Annotated in this window: 10 protein-coding genes and 1 tRNA gene; 5 read left to right on the top strand and 6 right to left on the bottom strand. The window is 40.6% G+C overall.

The genetic code is table 11. The annotated features are described in order from the left end of the window. Positions 1 to 61: 61 nt before the first annotated feature. The 4 genes from R2S57_RS04120 to R2S57_RS04105 all read right to left on the bottom strand — a co-directional run bounded on the left by R2S57_RS04120 (position 62) and on the right by R2S57_RS04105 (position 7,432). Positions 62 to 760 carry a DUF3823 domain-containing protein gene (locus tag R2S57_RS04120; protein ID WP_316843841.1) on the bottom strand — a complete coding sequence of 233 codons (699 nt, stop codon included), beginning with the start codon at positions 758 to 760 and terminating at the stop codon, positions 62 to 64. A 4-nt stretch (positions 761 to 764) separates the two neighbouring features. Beyond that, the gene (locus tag R2S57_RS04115) at positions 765 to 2,687 is read right to left on the bottom strand and encodes a RagB/SusD family nutrient uptake outer membrane protein (protein ID WP_316843840.1); all 1,923 of its coding nucleotides are present in this window, start codon (positions 2,685 to 2,687) and stop codon (positions 765 to 767) included. Position 2,688: 1 nt separating this feature from the next. Then, positions 2,689 to 5,892, bottom strand: coding sequence for a TonB-dependent receptor (locus R2S57_RS04110; RefSeq protein WP_316843839.1), 3,204 nt, complete (start codon positions 5,890 to 5,892; stop codon positions 2,689 to 2,691). Positions 5,893 to 6,415: 523 nt separating this feature from the next. Beyond that, positions 6,416 to 7,432 carry an exo-alpha-sialidase gene (locus R2S57_RS04105; protein WP_316843838.1) on the bottom strand — a complete coding sequence of 339 codons (1,017 nt, stop codon included), beginning with the start codon at positions 7,430 to 7,432 and terminating at the stop codon, positions 6,416 to 6,418. A 155-nt stretch (positions 7,433 to 7,587) separates the two neighbouring features. On the opposite strand from R2S57_RS04105, the gene R2S57_RS04100 reads away from it, so the two are divergent. The 5 genes from R2S57_RS04100 (at position 7,588) to R2S57_RS04080 (ending at position 13,061) form a co-directional block, all read left to right on the top strand. After that, positions 7,588 to 10,761, top strand: coding sequence for a two-component regulator propeller domain-containing protein (locus R2S57_RS04100; RefSeq protein ID WP_316843837.1), 3,174 nt, complete (start codon positions 7,588 to 7,590; stop codon positions 10,759 to 10,761). After that, on the top strand, positions 10,746 to 11,570 hold the full coding sequence (locus R2S57_RS04095; protein ID WP_316843836.1) for a response regulator: 825 nt from the start codon (positions 10,746 to 10,748) through the stop codon (positions 11,568 to 11,570). The genes R2S57_RS04100 and R2S57_RS04095 overlap by 16 nt, the downstream gene beginning before the upstream one ends. A 68-nt stretch (positions 11,571 to 11,638) precedes the next feature. Further along, positions 11,639 to 12,085: a DoxX family protein gene (locus R2S57_RS04090; RefSeq protein ID WP_316843835.1), complete on the top strand. Its 447-nt coding sequence runs from the start codon at positions 11,639 to 11,641 to the stop codon at positions 12,083 to 12,085. 172 nt (positions 12,086 to 12,257) lie between these two features. Continuing rightward, a tRNA-Ser gene (locus tag R2S57_RS04085) sits at positions 12,258 to 12,347 on the top strand. 246 nt (positions 12,348 to 12,593) lie between these two features. Continuing rightward, a complete protein-coding gene (locus tag R2S57_RS04080; RefSeq protein ID WP_316843834.1) occupies positions 12,594 to 13,061 on the top strand; it encodes an Arm DNA-binding domain-containing protein in 468 nt (155 codons plus the stop codon). A gap of 402 nt (positions 13,062 to 13,463) precedes the next feature. On the opposite strand, the gene R2S57_RS04075 is transcribed toward R2S57_RS04080, so the two are convergent. Together R2S57_RS04075 and R2S57_RS04070 are read right to left on the bottom strand one after the other, a co-directional pair. Continuing rightward, a complete protein-coding gene (locus R2S57_RS04075; protein ID WP_316843833.1) occupies positions 13,464 to 14,942 on the bottom strand; it encodes a glycosyl hydrolase family 18 protein in 1,479 nt (492 codons plus the stop codon). A 118-nt stretch (positions 14,943 to 15,060) separates the two neighbouring features. After that, complete coding sequence (locus tag R2S57_RS04070) at positions 15,061 to 17,463, bottom strand: PQQ-binding-like beta-propeller repeat protein (protein WP_316843832.1); 2,403 nt, start codon at positions 17,461 to 17,463, stop codon at positions 15,061 to 15,063. Between the last annotated feature and the right edge of the window lie 21 nt (positions 17,464 to 17,484).

The raw sequence follows: 17,484 nt of genomic DNA, 5'->3' as shown, positions 1-17,484 counted from the left end.
ATGATCTTTAAAGAAACAAGCCACATATAACAGGAATGCTATATGTGGCTAACAATTATACTTAAAAATTTATTTTAGCAACAGGGGTAAAGATCATGTCATCGACTCCTACAATCTTCACTCCGATACGTGCAAAGACATAATTCTGGATAGGCACGATTGCCGGTATACTCACACTCATATTTAAGTTATTAAGATCGGCTATATCAGCTCCCCCAAGGTCCTGAAAGGCAATATTATTGGCGCCATCAACAAACTGCGTTTTATTGATGTACAGTGATACCCTCTCGATATCTTTTGCATTGACATCGGTAATGATCTTTTCGAGTTTACAAAAACCGTTTACCTTACCCGAAGCAGCTGCGAGTGTCGCACCACGGATCATATAATAAGGCATTACCTCAATGTCCATGGTTTTACCCCCATTAATATTTACAGCGATGGTATCCTGCCTTCCGGCAGCATTCTTTTTCCAAAGAAACGGGCCCTGATTTGGCGAGAAAACAAGTTTATAATCGCCATCAAACAATTTCGCAGAATAGTTGCCATCCTGACTAACGTTGACATTTAATGCTGAATAGTTACCAAAACCCGATTGCCAGAGTTCGAAATTAACCTGACCATACTGTACATTGATCGGCTCCCCTTTATATACAATCCTTCCAGTAAAATCTGCTGCAGGCGCATCGTAATTATCTTTTTTACATGATGAAAAAAGCACCGCAACTGCGGCTATGATGAAATAAAATCTATTTTTCATGTTTTTACTGATTAGGGTTTCTAACAATTTTCGGATTTCCGTTGAGCACTTCCTGTGCGATAGATGAATAGTAATTGCCTAGACGGAAACGGTGAGCAGCTGTTACTTTACTTGGCTTGATTACTTTAAAGATATATTTGCCATTGTTTGCATTGCCCGGATCGTAATATTTATATGGCCACAAACCAAATACCTGTGTGCTGGTGCGTGTGGCACTGCCAATATTGGTGGCATTGATAAAATCAGCCGCCGACATGTTGTTGCCGTTCCATACTTTATCAGCCAGCCTCCAGCGCTTCATATCCCACAGTTCGTGATCCTCGAAGGCAAACTCCACCTTACGCTCATGTACAATCCTGTCGAAAGTGATCTGCGCGGGTGTTAAAGCGGTGGTTAAACCGGCACGGTCTCTTACGGGTTTGATATAATTGGCTGCTGCAGCTAAATCGCCCAGTTCGAAAGATGCCTCTGCAGCATTTAGCAATACTTCGGCATAACGGTAACGCACCCACCATACCTCGCTGCGGGTACCGATCTGACCTGATCCCTTAGCAGGATCTAAATATTTACGGATATAAAAACCTGATTGTGCACTGAACTCCAATCCATCTATCGGACCATCGCCACCCACTACCTGCACTGAACCGGCATTACCCGGCAATACATTGGTTTTACTCTGCGCAAAATTATCTCCTGTTACGATTGTGCCGTTCGCCAATTGGTAACCGGCCCAGATATCGACAGTTTTGCCCTTAAACGCTGTTCCAGGAAGGATCACCGTACCTGCCAATCGGGCGTCCCGGCCAGCAAAAATATCGGTTACATTGGTATAATATAGCGTATTTCCACTTGCATCAACCGAAGCCAGCGATGCATAGGTATTATCTAGTTTTTCGAACGACTGTACCAAATTTAATGATGGATTTAAACGTCCGCCCTGTGCTTCCTCCGCAGAAGAACGTGGTTGGTTATCGATGGTAAAACCATGTACCTTATTGGTTTTTAATTTGAAGTCTTTCACGAAAATCACTTCAGGATTGTTGCTTTTATCGGTAAAAAGTGCAGCAAAATTATCTGATAAAGTTGGATTCTTTTTATAGAGAGTGTATTTGCCGCCATTAATAATTTCTTTTGCCGCATTTAATGATTTTGTAAAATAACCATTGGCCAGAGCAGAAGAAATCCCTACTTCGCCTCCCGGAAGCGTAAGCTGGGCATTGCTGTATTTTGCTATCGAACCTGCATAAAGTGCAGCCCTCGACTCCATGGCAAGCGCGGCAGCCTTCGTAGCCCTGCTTTGAATCGTAGGATCGTCAGGCAAGATGGTTTTAATGGCTTCAAGCTCTGAAATCACAAAATCATATACCTCAGTTTCTTTCGACCTTGGAAATTGAAGGTTGCTCACATTATCGCCATTGTTATACTCCAAAGGGGTAGTGAGCAAAGGAACGCCCCCCATTCTTTTCACCATTTCGAAATATACACCAGCTCTGATAAAACGTGCTTCTGCAAGGAAACGGTCGCGGTCTTCGGTTTTCAACTGGGTTGATTCCTGTCCACGTTTGATAAACATATTAAGGTCGCGTATATAACCATAAACACCTAAATCCCAGTACCTCCAGGCATCATAACCATACTCTATATTTTGATGACGGAAATAGTCACCACCCGCTGATGCAAATGCTTCATCAAAAACGGCAAATGATGCCCAAGACTCTATCGTTTGATTGTCGGGATAGCGGTCGTAAAGGTCTCCCATTACAGTAAGCACCAAATTGGGATCTTTCCAAACGGCATCAATTGGCAGCACATTGGTAGGTTGTTTATCTAAAAATTCTGAATCTTTTTTGCACGACTGCCCAACACTTAACAAAGCGATGGCAGTAAAAGCATATATAATTTTTTTCATCTGATTAGTCTTTTTCATGTTACAGCGTTAATTTAAGACCGATATTATAGAACTTATTCTGTGGATATTGCAATCCATTATCATCCGCGATTTCAGGATCTACGCCATAATCGCTCAGGTTATCAAGCGAAAACAGGTTGTAACCGTTAACATATATCCGGGCATTCTGGATCTTGATTTTTTCGGCCCATTTTTTTGGGATCGTATAACCGATCTCCAGTGTCCGTGCACGCAGGTATCTCACATTGTGAAGCCAAAAAGTCGAGTTTTTATCATAGTTGCTATGCGTACTGTCATTAAAACGCAATGCAGGGTACTTACCTGGTACCCATGGACTGTTTAAGTTAAATGGGTCGGTACGGTGCCAGCTATCATCGGCAAAATTCTGCAATAATGCTCCGGTGTTCTGAAATGCCCAGCGCTGTTCCCAGTTCTGGTTCCATGAGTACATGCCACCGCCAGAAAAATCGGCAGTAAAGTCGAAATTTTTATAAGAACCTCCTATCGAAAAGCCAAACATTACGTTTGGTTGCCCGGTAGTGGTATAACCAATTGGCCGCACATCCAGTGGATCGATCACACCATCACCGTTCTGATCTTTATAAATTAAATCACCCGGCAATAATGAACGGTTTCCCTTTCCATCAATATTCACTTTGTAATTATTGATTTCATCAACATTCTGGAATTGTCCGGTTACTTCATAACCCCAAAAAATATCTGTATAACGTTGATTTTGGCTGTTTCTATAGTTATCCCACGAGTTACCATAACGCGGTTTGTACTGATCTAAATACTTTCTTCTGCTGATGGAAATATTTCCCCCTACATTATAATTAAACTCTCCGATTTTATCACGGTAATTCAGTGCAAATTCGGCACCATATTGGGCATCACTTTCCAGATTTTCGGGAGGCAGTTGATATCCCAGTTCGATCGGTACCACCACATCATTTTTAATGGCCTTCAAACCCGAACGTTTTCTATAGAAATAATCAGCAGTTCCGGTTAATTTGTTATTGAACATGGTAAAATCCAAACCAACATCGAAAATCTTGCTCTTAAACCAGGTGAGGTTATCTATCACAGGTCCTTTATCACGCGAAGTGGTAATGCTTTTTCCATCTAAAATAGCTGTACCCGCATTGTATCGGTAACCGGTAAGATATGCGAAAGGATCAATACCTAGATCGTCATCCCCAAGCACGCCATAGGAAGCACGGAGTTTCAAATCATTTAAAATTGTGCTTTCACCTAGAAGCGATTTCATAAATTTTTCCTGTGTAATTCGCCATCCTATGGATGTCGAAGGAAAGTAACCTACACGTCTATCTGGTGAAAATTTCCATGATGCATCTCTACGGCCAGAAAGTTCGACGTAATATTTATTATCATAATTATAATTCACTCTGGCTACATAACCAATACGGGCCTCTTCTTCCTGAATGTCGGCAAAATCCTGTCCGTCCATATCAGCGAACTGCAAAACCGGCAAAAGATTCGTCTGCGGTACCGCATGTTGGAAAGAATAGGTCCTAAAACGGTCTAAACGTTCCGCAACCAATACCCCACCAATGGTATGTTTACCAAAAGTCCGGTTATAATTGGCCTGTAACTGATAGGTATTGGTGTATATTTTTTCATTCCTGCGTTCTCTGTAGGGATTAGAACTCCCTACTTTTTCTTCATAAACACCAGTTTCAGGATGGTAGGTATATACATTATAAGTATATTCATGTCCGTTGATGATGTTATCGGCAATATAATAAGAGTATAATCCTTTTATTTCGAGCCCTTTAATCGGCGTATCGTAACTTGCTGATAAATTAGTCTGTAAAACCCTCCAGTCTGACTTCCAATAACCCGTAAGGGCTTTACTCTGTACAGCAAACTGTTCGGTATTGTGCCCAATATCATTCGGGTAATTCGGGTTGCCATTGGCATAAGCCTGTTCAGTTGGTCTGTTTCTTAACAAGGCAAAACGTGCGGCGAAATAATCATCACCTCCTGGTACGCCTGGTTGATCACGGCTTTCAATACGGCCATTGATTAACATACCCACTTTGAAACGGTCGGTTATTTTAGCTTCGATATTACTCTGAATATTGGTTCTGTTGAAATCAAATTCACGCTCGGTACCATAAACACCTTTCTGATCTAAGCGGGTAGCCGAAAAATAATAGTTCACTTTATCCGTTCCTCCAGATGCACTTAAGTTTACTGAACTCTGGGGAGCATTTGGTGCAATGATAATATCTTTCCAGTTTTGGCTTTGATAACCATACTCGGTACCCGCCTTCCATTTATCGAGTTCTGCCTGCGTAATATCTGTTTTTCCGTTTGCATTCAATTCTGCTGTAGCTTTTCCCAACATCCAGGTATAAGCATCGGTGGTTTCAGGGAAACGTACCCAGTTCTGCCAACCGGTATAGGCATCAACAGTAAACGTATTACGTGTGCTGTTTTTACCTCTTTTTGTAGTAACCAATATTACACCGTTTGCTGCCCTACTACCATAAATTGCCGCAGATGCATCTTTTAACACACTAATGGTTTCGATATCGTTTGGCGAAATGTTATTAAACTGGCCAGCATCCTGTTGGATACCATCGATAACATATAGCGGGTTACCCATGTTACGGATCTGGATATTGGCACTCGACCCCGGTCTTCCATCAGGCATCCTGAATGAAACCCCAGGTAGTTTACCTGCCAACCCGGTACTTACAGTAGAACCTCCGTGCACTTTTTCGAGTTCTTTACTGCTAATAGAAGAAATAGCACCAGTAATGGCTTCCTTTTTTTGCGTGTTATACCCTACAACAACAACTTCCGAAAGATCGTTATCGGAAGGTTTAAGTTTAACGTTAACCTGTGTTCGGCCAGCAATCGCAACTTCCTGATTGGCATAACCAACGTAAATAAAGATCAGCGTAGCATTTTTATCCGCTACCTGAATTTTAAATTTTCCAGCTCCATCAGTGGTTACACCTGTACTGGTACCTTTAATTTTAATACTGGCACCAACCACGGTTTCACCTTTTTCGTCGGTTACTGTTCCGGTAACGGTAGTTTGCTCCTGCGCACTAAGCTGCAAAGAGAGTGAGAGTAGCGTAATAGAAGCGAAAATAAAAGAAAGTACCTTGCGTTTCAAGAACATTTTTTGAAGCGGGTACCAATCCAGGCGTACAAAGCCGCCGTAAGAGAATAAACTTCTTTTCATATGGGTAAGATATTTGGTTAGTTACTAGAAGTAAATGGTTTTAGTTCGATTTAATTCTTTCCAAAGATTCGCTTTTTAGCTGTAGCGCGGGATACGCATTTGTATCAATATTTCTTCATTTTGTCTCGATTTGTGTTTGCGATGGATAGTTTTTGTAATTGTTTTTTTTGCCACGGAAAACACTTGAGGCCGGGGAAATGCATGCGCTTTGTCATCGTGAAGAATAATTCATTGCATAAAATCAGTATGGATGAAAGGAGGATTTAAGGAAAATAAATCTCCTCGGAGCATCGTCATTGCAACGAAGACACTTCATTAGGATCTGTTAATTATGGTTTATTCAGTATTAATAGTAAACTGATCGCGCATGGTAGATACTGATCCCTAAATTTCAAAACGGTATAGCGAGTAAGGAGATCACAAATCTCATCTTTTATTTTGAAACCTTCCAACCGTGGGTAGCGGTAAAGTAAATGCAGGAAGTCAAGCTTCAAAAGCTTTACTTGCTCGATATGTTAATCCATTAAGGCTGCCCCAGATAAAAATCGAAGGGTTTATCGCGGTCGCATACGAGTATTCCATCTTTAAATTCGATTTCGGCAACATGGATAGAGGTACGTTTATTGGAATACGAAAAGGTATAGTCTTGATCTAAACTGCCTTCGAAATGCGTTTTCCGTCCCGGATGGGTAAAATAAAAAATGTAAGCCTTCTCTCCCACCACCTGCACATCGGCATGGGCACCAGTTGGCGTGTCTTCTGGGCGGTGACCTGGAACGTCTAGTATCATACCCTGCTTCTCCCAGCTTTTACCATCTTTCGACCGGTAAACACGTTGCCCGTGCCACTCGTCGGTAATCATCCAAAACCAGTTGTTAAAGAAAAATGCTTTGGCACCTTCGTGCGGGACACCGCCAATGGCCGGTTCGGCCTGTGCGGTCCAATGTTGGAGATCAGTACTTTCTGCCGTCATGGTAATGCTCCCTTTCGAACTGTCCTTATACCACATGTGCCATTTTCCATCGGGCATTTTCAGCAAGGTAGGATCAATCACATGATCTGAATTTAGCGAGATAAAGCCCTTGTATTTCCATTTGAGTAAATCTTTACTGGTATAATGTGCAATTTTTGCCGTGCCTCCCCAATGGTTGCGTACGCCTTGGATATAAGCAAGGTACATGTGGTATACACCTTTCTCGTAAATAACATCAGGTGCCCAAAAGGTATTTACACCAGGCTCGAAATCTAAATCGAGCGCGCCTTTGTATACAAAGGTTTGCCCGTTATCGATAGAAGTGGCCACACCGATATTGGTACCATAACAATAGGCTACATCATTGGTTTGTGCATTTGCCCTGCGCTGGGTATAAAGCATCCACCAGCTTTTTTCGGCATGATTGTACACCATAACCGGATCTGCAGCACCATCATATATCGGGTCGCGGTACAATGGTGAGGGTGCGATCCGCAGCTGTTGGGCAAGAGCATTAACGGATAAAAACAACATTATCGATAAACTTAAAACCTTGATTCTTTTCACGTTTAGTTGGTTTGGTTAGAAAGGCACAAATAATAGAATTTGCCCCGCAGCACAAAACCGATCCGTCTCAATCTTTCTACTTATCCTCTCAAATGCGATTTCAGTTAAAAGCAAAGCATTTCTTTAATATATTTGAAGCTGCTGACCAATATATATTGAAAAAACTCCTTATCCTTTTATGCCTCCTGTTTTCGACCAATCTGCTTTTGGCCCAGCCTTACTATTTCAGGCATTATCAGGTAGAAAACGGGCTCTCTAACAACACGGCATTTTGCAGCGTTCAGGATGGAAATGGCTTTATGTGGTTTGGCACTAAAGATGGCCTCAACCGTTTTGATGGTTATTCTTTTAAAACCTATCGCCACGATCCGGATAAGGCAGGCAGTTTGGGCAACGATCTCATCTATGCCCTTCACCACGATCAGGATAAAACCCTGTGGGTGGGTACAAATAATGGGGTTTACCGCTATAACCCCTCGAAAGAAAGTTTCAGCATGATCAATAGCACCAAAGGGATGCGGATCATCGATTTGGGCAGCGACCAGAAGGGAAATTTATGGATCCTATCTTCCTTCAAAATTTACCTCTACCAGAAAAGTACCAGGAAAATACAGGTTTTCGGCAGCAATGCTCCGTTTGATGCTTCACTGATTAGCGTTTTAAAAAATGGAAGTGTGTGGATCAGTACCGGAAAAGGAACAATAGAGAAATATAACCCCAAAGAAAATAATTTCCAGAGTTTTAATATCAATGGCAAAAACCAAAAGCCCGAATATGGCTGGGTATCGAGACTCACTGAAACCGAAAACGGCAAATTGTTAATCGGCACCACCAACCAGGGTGTAAAACTTTTTGATCCAGCTACACTTCAATCCAAAAATATTTTAAGACTGAACGACGATCAGACCCCAATTTTTGTAAGGGACATCAAAAAAACAGGGTTACATGAGTTTTGGATTGCGACAGAATCGGGGATTTACATTTATAATGATTCGACTGAAAAAATTACACACATCCAAAAACAGTATAATAATGATTATTCATTAAGCGATAATGCCGTTTATACGATTTGTCAGGACCGCGAAGGCGGTGTTTGGACAGGCACTTATTTTGGAGGTGTAAATTATTATTCGAGTCATACTTCATTGTTCACTAAATATTTCCCACAAAAGGGCACCAACTCCATCAGCGGAAGTGATGTTAGGGAAATTACCAGAGACCAGGCCGGAAATTTCTGGATTGGGACTGAAGATGCGGGCTTGAACAAACTCGACATCAAAACCGGACAGTTTAAACACTTCCTGCCCGATGGGGTGCCCGGGAGCATTGCATATTCCAACATTCATGGGTTGCTTATTGATGGCGACAAACTCTGGATAGGAACTTTTGAACATGGACTGGATGTGTTAGATTTGAAAACCGAAAAAGTAATCAAACATTATCAGGCAGGTATTGGGAATGCTTTACGCACCAACTTTATCGTTACCTTCTGCAAAACGAGATCGGGCGAAATTTTGGTCGGCACCATTAATGGCATTTACCGTTACAACCGCAAACGTGATGATTTTGAGCCTATTGAGGGCCTGCCCTTTCTTTTTTATGATTCGGTTATCGAAGATCGTGAGGGAAATATCTGGGCAGGCAGTTTTAACGATGGCATTTTCCGCTTCAATTTATCCAAATCTGGATCTGTAAATTATCGGAATATTCCAGGTGATGCAAAGAGTTTAAGCCACAATACGGTTAATAGTATTTTTGAAGATAACAAACAAAATATTTGGGTCACTACTGATGGTGGCGGGCTTTGCAGGTTTGATCAAAAAACTCAACAGTTTAAACGCTATGGCACAAAAACCGGTTTTCCAAGTAACTATCTTTTCCGCATAGAAGAAGATTCTGCGCATAAATTTTGGATCAGCAGTACCAGGGGCCTTGTCCACTTTGATCCGGCAACAGGCCTTAGTAAAACTTATTCTAAAGCAAATGGATTGTTAACGGATCAGTTCAACTACAATTCGGCTCATCAGGGGAGAGATGGGCGCATCTATTTTGGAAGCGTAAAAGGATTGATCAGTTTCAACCCAACCGATCTGAAAGCAACATCTTATGAAACCCCTGTGTTTTTAACCGGCTTTCAGGTAAACAGTACCGAAAAAGGCTTAGATGGAGCAGATGCGGTATCTGATAAATCTATTGTTTATGCCGATACCATTGAACTTAATTATAACCAGTCATCCTTTAGCATCGATTTTGCAGCCTTAAGCTACCGTTCTCCTGAAATGACGGAATATGCTTACAAAATGAGCGGTCTTTACAAGGATTGGGAATATTTAAAAACCAACAGAAAGGTATACTTTACCAAACTGGCGCCGGGTAAATACATTTTTGAGGTGAAAGCACTGGTAGAAGGAAGCAATATTTGGAGCAATAAAAACGTAAAATTACTGATCAGAATCAGTCCGCCATTTTATTTAAGCCCTTTTGCCTATTTTATTTATTTTATCAGTGCAGGCGCGATTATCTTCTTTTTGGTGTTGCATTACCACCGTAAAATCGCGTTAAAAAATAGCAGGCGCATGGAAGTTTTTGAACATGAAAAACAGAAGGAAGTTTACCAGGCCAAGATCGAATTTTTCACCAACGTGGCCCATGAAATCAGAACACCCTTAACGCTGATTATCGGCCCGATGGAAAAACTGATCAAGCAGGCAGATGCCATACCGGCCATCGAAAAGAACCTCCGGATTATGGGGCGGAATACCGATAGGTTATTAAAACTGACGAATCAGTTACTGGATTTTAGGAAAACAGAAACCAGCGATTTCAGCTTAAACTTTGTAAAAGCGGATATTGCGGAGATCCTTCGAGATGTATTTCTCCAGTTTCAACCGGCAGCCGACCAGCGGAACATCAATTATATGATCAATCTGCCCGAAAAGACATTCCTTGCTTATATCGATAGGGAGGCTTTTTATAAAATCATCAGCAATCTGGTTGATAATGCCATCAAATATGGAAAAACAACTGTCGAAATCAGTTTAGAAAAAACAGTAGAAAGAGATAAATTCACGGTGTTGGTTAAAAATGACGGCAATAAAATCCCAACAGAAATAAAAGAGAAGATTTTTGAACCTTTTTTCAGGGCTAAAGAAACGGAGATCACCACTGGAACAGGAATAGGACTTTCGATTTCAAAATCGCTGGCACAGCTCCACAGTGGCGAGCTTTATCTGGATTTTAGTCGGCACGATTTTAATATATTTGTATTGGAACTGCCCATTCATCAACTTATAGAATTTAACCTGAACGGCAAATGGAAGAAATTGTAGGTACACACGCGATAAAAGATCCGCAGGAAAGCGAAAAGGCCGTGGTGTTGTTGGTAGATGACAATGAGGATATCCTCGATTTCATATCAGATGATCTGGAGGAGAAGTACCATGTGTTGCAGGCCAGAAATGGTGTAGAGGCCTTAAAAGTTTTGGAGCACGAAATTGTACAATTGATTATCAGTGATGTAATGATGCCTGAAATGGACGGTTTCGAATTCTGTGCAAAAATTAAGTCAACATTAGAATTTAGCCACATACCGGTAATTCTGCTGACCGCAAAAAATTCACTACAATCAAAAATCGAAGGTTTGGAACTCGGCGCCGATGCTTACGTAGAAAAACCTTTTTCTCCAGAATTTCTTCAGGTGCAGATTTCCAGTCTGATCAAAAACAGGAATAAAATCAAAGAATACTTCTCCAGCTCGCCCCTGTTGCATATCAAAAGTATTGCTTATTCTAAGGCTGATGAGATATTTTTGGAGAAACTTCAGGATACGATCAATAAAAACATCAGCAACCAGGATCTGGATGTAGAACACCTGGCCGAAAAAATGAATATGAGCCGCCCTACCTTATACCGCAAGATCAAATCCATCTCTAACCTGAGCCCCAATGAACTGATTAACCTGGCCAGATTGAAGAAAGCAGCCGAGCTTTTAAATGAGGGCATGCTGAAAATATATGAAATTTCGGAAATAGTGGGTTATAGTTCTCAATCACATTTTGGCAGAAACTTTGCTAAACAGTTTGGAATGTCGCCCACCGACTACATAAACAGCAAAACCACAGATAAAAAAAAGCCTTAAAATCAAATAGTTAAGCATTGTTTTCTATTAAATTTTGCGTAAATTGTCATAACCAAAATATAGAAGTTATGAACATGCTAAAGAAAATCGAAAACTGGGGCGATCACCATCACCCAAAATGGTTAGACTATTTTAGAATCTTATTGGGCCTTGTTTTAATTTGGAAGGGCATTGATTTTTATATCAATATGCAAGCCTTTAGCAATTTAATGAGAGGTGCATTTTTAGGCACCGCGGTAAGCATCAGTTTATTGGCACACCTTATTATTATGTTGCACGTTATCGGAGGTCTTGCCATTACATTAGGTACACATACCCGCATATTCTGTTTGGTTAATTTACCGATACTCATTGGTGCTGTATTCTTCATCAATATGTCTGGAGGTATTTTTAAACCCTACTCGGAATTTTGGTTTTCGGTTTCAGTACTGGTAGGTTTAATCTGTTTTGCCATCGAAGGAAACGGAATATTATCTGTAGACAGAGACAAAGTTTATCCCAAACAGGTGGTTTAGCTTAAATATATATGGATCAATTAGCGGATAAATAGCCCATTTGAGCTACTTATCCGCTTTTTTTTATTTTTTTTCTCCCGCTAACTAAATGATTAGCAAGGCTTAGAAACTTTTTTAAAAAATTTAATTGGAAATCATTTGCAGATTTGCTTCAAGTTTGTACTTTTGCGGCGGAGAGTTGGCAGAGTGGTCGATTGCGGCAGTCTTGAAAACTGTTGACTTGTTAAAGGGTCCGCGGGTTCGAATCCCCCACTCTCCGCCAAAATGGTTTCAAAAACCAACAAAAGCCTGCAAATCGTATGATAGCAGGCTTTTTTCGTTTCCGGCACTACACAAAACATGCATGAATTCACATAGTTCTGGTGAGTGATTCGGTGAGTAAAACGAAAAATTGAAATGACTCACCGAATTAGTTATAAAACACTGACCATCAATATGTTCATAAAATGAACATCTTGACTTTTGAATACTGCAAAGCTAAATTTGTTAACCATTAATGTAAGACATTATGAAAACCAATTTCAGCTTGCTCTTCTATTTGAAGAAGTCAAAAAATTATCAAAACGGCCCTGTAGCAATCTACATGAGGATTACTGTTGATGGTAAAAGATCCGAAATCACGACAGGAAGATCCTGTGAACCGGAGAAATGGATTGTTGCCACCGGTCGGATCAATGGGAAAAAGGAGGATGCAAGGTCCTTGAACGCCTACCTAACGGACCTACAGATGAAGGTCTATGAAGCGCACCGTCAGCTTACCCTATGCGACAAACTGATTACTGCGGAAGCCATATGCGACAGGTTCCAGGGAAAAGAAGAGAAACAGACTACATTGATCGAGGTCTTCACGGAGCATAACCGTAAGATGGAAGTTCTGGTAGGGACCGAGTATACCAAAGGCACAGCTCAAAGATACCGCACTTCCCTTAAACACACTGTGGGGGTTCCGCTAAAAGTGGTTCTTCGTCACTTTTAGCGGAACCCCCACTCAGTTTCCTGCCCTTATAATAATCCGGCAAAAAAAGAGGTTTTATCATAAATATAGATTTGTCATCCTGAGCCTGTCGAAGGACCTGTTTAAATACTCTTTAAGGTGTTTCGACAGGCTCAACATGACATCATCTGGGCTAAAATCCTTTTTATAATACACCCTCTTTCTTTTGGCTTTCAGGCACGATCGAAACGAATATGAATTTGGATTACAGATCTTGTTATTGAAAATATAATGTATCATATAAACACGTTATAGCCCCCCACCGTGGTTTAACAGCGTCGATAACTCTCTAAATTCAAGTTAAAGGTAATAGCACGATTCGAAAGAAAATAGCTATCAACTAGAGACCGCTATTTAGTTTTATCATTTTACAAAAGCATAAACTCATTGAATCTGTCTTAAAATCCATTGTTGATTATTACCTCCATTAACTATTTTTTGGGCAATATTAGCACCGTCTGCTGTAGATGATCCCACAACTTCTACGACCTTATTACTATTCACATTTGTAATGGTGTAATAACCTAAAGTATTGGGTATTAATTTAAACTTTTGGCTATCTGTACTGACTGGTGTCGATTGAAGAATATTTGCTCCGTCGGCTGTCGAGGCTGCAGCAACATCCATCACTTTTTGGCTATTCACATTTGTGAAACCATACATCAGGTTACCTAATGTATTGATTTTCCATAAACGGGCATCTGTAATTGAATTTGGACCTTGCTGTATATTCGCACCATCCAAAAGAGATGCATTAGCTACTTCCATGAGCTTACTGCTAGTTCTATTCAGTAAATAATAATTTGTAGAAGGGTTGAAACCACTATTATTTGCTGCTGTCTCGTTGATTAATCTTGCCAACGAACTGTTATCTTTTGTATCAAATAAAATCTGCCATATCATAATCCCACCCATATTCTGTTGCAATGCGTATTCGACTTTTTGTCTCATGCGAGGATGTCCGTCAAAGTAAGTTACCTTATATGGATCCAGATATTTATAGTTTAAACTATAGGCATAAGGAAACTGGGCGATGATCGATTTGTATGAAATTGTGCCTGAACTTGCCCCGCTCGTAAAATTATCCCCGTAAAAAGGCACCCCACCGTTAAATTTCGAAGCCGGTATTCCTCTGGTATTCTTAAAATATCCAAAATCATTAACAAAATCACTGAATGGTGCCCTGGTTCCGGCACCGCCTTCTGCTGGCCCACCATAAGATTGAGAATTAATGTAATCTATTTTTGCATAAGCAGCATCAGAGACAACCGCCCCTTTCCAGGTAGAAATTGATATAGAAAGCTTCTTTGAATATTTATGTAGTGTATCGGCCAGTTGCATTACAAAAGCATTGTAATTAGAAGTAACCCGTTCTCCTTCCAGATCTACATCAACACCATCAAAATTATGGTCTGTAGCAACTTTTCTGATATTTGAGACAAATTTTGTGCGGTTCTGCGCATAAAGTAGTGTATCAAAATATAAGGCACTACCTCCTCCTCCAAAAGAAAAGTACATGCGGACGTTTGCATTATGTCCTTTTACTACAGCATCACTAATGTTGCTACCAACGGTAAAATCGCCCTGATTATTGGGGTTTACAAAAGACAAGGCTACATCGGTGAACTGGTTCAGGTCCAATGAGTCCATATAGTTTGAAAAATCTTTGTCTGAACGGTAAAAATATCCAAATACCCTAAATTTGTTCTGCATTGCTGCAGTGGGTACTACTGATCTGGATTTGGTTTTGAATGAGGTTGATCCAATTTCTCCTTCAGGCACCTGCTTTTTACAGGAAATAAAAAAGAGCATGGTCATGGCTACTAGTGAAGCCGAAACGCTTAACTGAAATTTAGTTTTCATTTTTCAGATTGATTTAGTTTATAGAAAATAATATTTGATTTTATTTGTTAAATTCTTTCACTCATAACTTTCAAGAAAATTCTGCTTTTCCAGGATAGGAGATAACAGTAAGGTTTAGCTATTTGCCCGAAACAGCAAAACAATAAATGCTTCCGTCAAAACCTGCAACAAAGGCTTTACCTTCGGAAATTGTACTTTCTGCGTAAATCGGCGTACCTAAATTAATCTTGGAAAAAATATGTCCCGTAGTTCCGTCAACAGAATAGAAATACCCATCCGATGCGCCATAAAACACCCGTTTATCATTTCCAACCAAAGAAGGTTCAACGGTTTGGATTGGTGTTAAACGATCTGGACTGTAATAAGGAGAAGAATAAATCAATGCTTCTCCTGTAGGTTGGTGCCAAACCTGCTGTAAAGTATTTTTATCGTAAGCAATTACACCATTGGCAGCAGTTGGGAGGATCACTAGATGATCGGTTACCAAAGGCTGGGCCATCACCTTAAAATCAAAAGGGGAAATTATTTTCTTTACTGTTTTGCCATCTTTCGGATCTAATACAAAAAGGCCGTTGTAACCTGTAATGTAAATCAGCCCATCCTTAAAAGCAGGGCTGCTACTCCTGAAGCGTAAACCTTCGTCGTCCCGCTTCCACAACAATTTCCCCGTTTTAATATCATGGGCAAAAAGTGCATTCCAGTTACTTCCAACCAAAAGAGTATTCCCTTCAATTGCCATTTGCGCTGGTGTTCCCATACCCGATGTCCAGGCCGTGTTTTTCCAAAGTAATTCTCCATTGCTTATGCGGATAGCCTGTAGGTATTTTCCGAATCCAGTATAATAAATGCCCTGGTGTGCAATACTACCGATGAGGTTACCTGGCAGATAGGTCATACCAAGGCTTTTCGTCCAGATGAGTTTTCCATCTTTGGCATTCAAAGCATATACCATTCCTTCCATATCAGTAACCAGCAGCATACCATTTTCAAAACAAAGACGGTTTTTAACCGAATTCTTGGTCTGATACTTCCACAGTACCTTTCCTGTTCTGGTATCTAGTGAGGTTACACCACAACGCCCGTTTCCACCATCATCTATTGTGCCTACAAAAAGCTGCTGTCCTATTACAAGTGGTGCTGCTTTCCAAACCCCTGCCCCAATATTGGTACTCCAATTTAGCTTTAATGCTTTTTCAGTTGGGTGATTGTTCAGAAAAAAGTCCTGGTGTTTTATGGTATGCGCTCCATTGGCATATTCTGCCTCAACATATATCGTAAATTCTTTTCCTTTCCAGTTCGCCACTCCAGCAATACTTCCACGCCAGTCCCAATCTCCCTTTAAAGTAAGTTGCTGTGAGGCAAGACGAATCCCCGAGCGTGTAAAAATAGTCGCTAAAACACTTCTTACAGTCCATTCGCTATCATATACCTTGGCACTTATCTTAAGAATTCCATTATTAACAAGGTCCATATTACCTGCAAATGGTTCAACAATGGCCAGATGTTCTTTTAGATTGGCATAACGGGGTTCTATTTTTTTGATTCCATTTTCATCAAAATCAATAGAAAGGAACTGGCCGGCAGAGTTATCAATACCGCCTTTATTGAGCGGACCGGTGCAGACTGTATATATTCCTGTTTTTTGGTCTTTCTGTACAAAGTTACTGTGCCAGTGACCATAAATCCAGGCCTTCAGCCCGTTTTGGTCCAAGGCGATACTATCATTAATCCCTTTAAGCATAAAACTCCCATTCTGAAACGGTAGATTATGATTGAACATAATGATCGGCTTACGCTTACCAGTTGCTTTCAGATCATTCCTAAGCCACACGATCAACTGATCGAGCGTGTAATCAGGTTTAAAATCTCCATAAGCCATTGGTGTGATAATGAAGTGTGCCGGGCCTGCATCAAATGAATAATAGGGCGGTCCAAACAATGATTCAAACATCGACTCGCCATATGGCCCTTTTACCAGATCGTGGTTTCCCATCGCATAGTGAACTGGTTTCTGAATCCGTTGTGCATTTACCTGTGCGGCATGAAAGTTCATTCCTTTTTCATAACATATATCCCCGGTATGCACCACAAAGGAAGCATGATGTTCTCTTGCAAAGTTCCGGGTATTAGCGATCCAGTCTCCGTACACATCTGTTTCGGTATCTGATATATGCAACATCCGAACCTGTTTACCTGAAGTTGTAGAATCCCTTTTCAAGCCAAAATTATAGATAGAGTCCTGCCCTATTGCTTTTAGATAATGTGATTTAACGGGTGTATAACCTGCAGGAGCAGTAATAAAAATAAATCTGGTTTTTGCAAATCCAGGAAGAGAGAAGCTACCTTCAGAATTCGTCTGCACGACATTTAATCCATCCGAGACATTAATATTCGAAAGTCTTTCCTCCCCCGCATCAGGCTTCCCATTCTGGTTGGCATCTACAAACACATTTCCGTTATACTGGCCATAAACATTAACCGAAAAGGCTAACAAGAACAGCAAAAGCAATTTTTGTATCATAAAATCTTCTGTAAAATGAAA

This window comes from Pedobacter psychrodurus, assembly GCF_032678585.1.
Taxonomy (GTDB): Bacteria; Bacteroidota; Bacteroidia; order Sphingobacteriales; family Sphingobacteriaceae; genus Pedobacter; species Pedobacter psychrodurus_A.
The sequence above is the reverse complement of the archived record's forward strand: the minus strand, read 5'-3'. Positions and strand labels throughout refer to the sequence as shown.

Bases quoted from the DNA above. Each gene is read 5' to 3' on its own strand.
- R2S57_RS04095 (WP_316843836.1), top strand. From the start codon at position 10,746: ATGGAAGAAATTGTAGGTACACACGCGATAAAAGATCCGCAGGAAAGC.
- R2S57_RS04090 (WP_316843835.1), top strand. From the start codon at position 11,639: ATGAACATGCTAAAGAAAATCGAAAACTGGGGCGATCACCATCACCCA.
- R2S57_RS04115 (WP_316843840.1), bottom strand. From the start codon at position 2,687: ATGAAAAAGACTAATCAGATGAAAAAAATTATATATGCTTTTACTGCC.
- R2S57_RS04110 (WP_316843839.1), bottom strand. From the start codon at position 5,892: ATGAAAAGAAGTTTATTCTCTTACGGCGGCTTTGTACGCCTGGATTGG.
- R2S57_RS04070 (WP_316843832.1), bottom strand. From the start codon at position 17,463: ATGATACAAAAATTGCTTTTGCTGTTCTTGTTAGCCTTTTCGGTTAAT.
- R2S57_RS04120 (WP_316843841.1), bottom strand. From the start codon at position 760: ATGAAAAATAGATTTTATTTCATCATAGCCGCAGTTGCGGTGCTTTTT.
- R2S57_RS04075 (WP_316843833.1), bottom strand. From the start codon at position 14,942: ATGAAAACTAAATTTCAGTTAAGCGTTTCGGCTTCACTAGTAGCCATG.
- R2S57_RS04080 (WP_316843834.1), top strand. From the start codon at position 12,594: ATGAAAACCAATTTCAGCTTGCTCTTCTATTTGAAGAAGTCAAAAAAT.